Origin of the sequence: Pantoea sp. Pa-EAmG, from assembly GCF_030024295.1 — a bacterium.
Classification (GTDB): domain Bacteria; phylum Pseudomonadota; class Gammaproteobacteria; order Enterobacterales; family Enterobacteriaceae; genus Pantoea; species Pantoea dispersa.
The window spans coordinates 1-2,177 of sequence record NZ_JASEWO010000325.1; the positions used below are offsets into that span (position 1 = coordinate 1).

Here is a 2,177-nt window from a genome sequence, read left to right on the forward strand (position 1 = left end):
TTTAACGTTGTTGCGTTTAGAGATATCCGCCTTCTTTACCGCGCGTTTTAACAGCGCAGACCTGCTGATATTAAAAGGTGTCGCGTAAGTGACACACGCCCCTTTATGGCTTGATGACTTTGGTCCGGGTTATTCCAACCTGACCATGCTCGATAGCGGAATATTCGACATCGTCAAGATTGATAAAAAATTTTATTGGCAATTTGGCGAAGATCGCACTTTCGACATTCTGCTCGCCCACCTCAATCAATTATGTCGCGGCGTGATTATTGAGGGCGTTGAACATCAACGTCAGGTTGATTTGCTGTCGCAAAAATCAATTTACGGCATGCAAGGCTACCACTGGAAGAGCGTCTATCTCACTGATTTGTTGGCGCAAGTCTGAAAAGAGTTCGGCAGAGCTGTTTTTCGGGCGGGCGGCAAATAACGACTCAGCGCGTTTTCACTGTGCCTCTGGCAGATGAAACCGGCCTGGAGAGGATGTGAGTAATTCATTGAATTATTCGCGAAGAATACCGGTGTCTGGCGATACCGGGCGTTTTTATGGATGCCATTAAGCTTATAACTACGCGGGATATCGATAAAATGAACAATATCTCTGTAACTCCTAAAGGCGGAACGATTGATACTGAAGTGAGCGGTAATCAGGTTAATTTGACTGCTCCCAGTGTGGTTAAGCTCAACCTTAATCAGGCTGATATTAAGTCTTTCACACGCAATGGTAGTGATTTAGTGGTCACCACTAAATCCGGTGAAGTCGTTGTTATTCATAAATTCTACGATGCTAACGGCGACAGCGATCTGGTGCTGCAGGACGACAAAGGCGCGCTGTGGTGGGTGGAAGATCCCGGCACAGAAGGCTTCCAGTTTGTCTCTATCGACAGCACGGAAGGGCTGTTAGCGGAAAACGTCACGGGTGACGGAACACTAACCGCCTTTGGTATCGCCGGCGCCGCGCTGGCCGGTATCGGTGCGCTGATCGCCGGTAACAACGGCGGTGGCGGCGGCGGTGGGGATAACGGCGGCGGCGACAATGGCGGCGGCGGTGATACCACGGCACCGGCGGCAGTCAGCGATCTGCTGATCACGGATAACGCGGGCAGCGTGCAGGGCGCTATCACGGGCGGCACCAGCACCGATGACAACACGCCTACGCTGAGCGGCACGGCCGAAGCGGGGACCATTGTCAGTATTTACGACGGCACCACGCTGCTGGGCACGGTCACCGTCGGTGCCGATGGCCGCTGGAGCTTCACGACACCTGCCCTGGGTGAAGGGCAGCACAGCCTGACGGTTACCGTCACCGATGCGGCCGGCAACACCAGTCCGGCCACCAGCCCGGTTGATTTCACTGTCGATACGCAGCCACCGGCAGTGGCCACGGACGTGTCCCTGACCAACAACAGCGGCGGCAGCACCACGCCGGTACCAAACGGATCGAGCAGCGATGACAACACGCCGACCCTGAGCGGCCGCGGTGAAGCGGGCGCTGTGGTCAGCGTTTACGATGGTCAGACGCTGCTCGGCACGGCGCTGGTGGGCGCGAACGGCAACTGGAGTTTTACCACGCCAGCGCTGAGCAATGGCAGCCACAGCCTGACCGTGACGCTGACGGACGCTGCCGGCAACGTCAGCGCAGCGTCCTCGCCGTTTGTGGTGACGATTCAGGCGGGCCTGCCCTCAACCAGCAGTTCGCTGCAAATTACCGACGATAGCGATGCCACGCTGCGCACGCTGAGCGATGGCGCCAGCACCAAAGACAGCACGCCGGTGCTGAGCGGCCTGGCGAGCGCTAACGCCGTCATAATGCTGTACAACGGCACCACGCTGCTGGGCAGTACTATTGCCGACGGCAGCGGTCAGTGGCGCTTCACTCCCGCTACGCTGGCAGATGGTACTTACGCGTTCCGCGCGGTTGCCACCGACGCCGCCGGTAACGTCACCACCTCCGTCACCCTGACGGTCACCATTGATACCGTGGCGCCCGGCGCGGCAGGCGATTTGCTGCTGACCGGCGACAGCAATGGCACCGTGACGCCGATTGCCGCCGGCGGCAGCAGCAATGACAACACGCTGTCGCTGAGCGGCACGGCAGAGGCCGGCAGCACCGTTACGGTACGCGATGGCAACGTCGTGCTCGGCACGGCTATCGTCGGCAGTAACGGCAGCTGGAGCTT

Annotated in this window: 2 protein-coding genes; both read left to right on the plus strand. The window is 58.2% G+C overall.

All coding sequences use genetic code 11. From position 1 onward, the window contains the following. Window positions 1-88 precede the first annotated feature (88 nt). Window positions 89-385 carry an EAL domain-containing protein gene (locus QMM04_RS22280; protein WP_282997079.1) on the plus strand — a complete coding sequence of 99 codons (297 nt, stop codon included), beginning with the start codon at window positions 89-91 and terminating at the stop codon, window positions 383-385. Window positions 386-585: 200 nt separating this feature from the next. After that, window positions 586-2,177 (plus strand): Ig-like domain-containing protein (locus tag QMM04_RS22285; protein ID WP_282997080.1); only part of this gene is annotated, 1,592 nt, incomplete at its 3' end.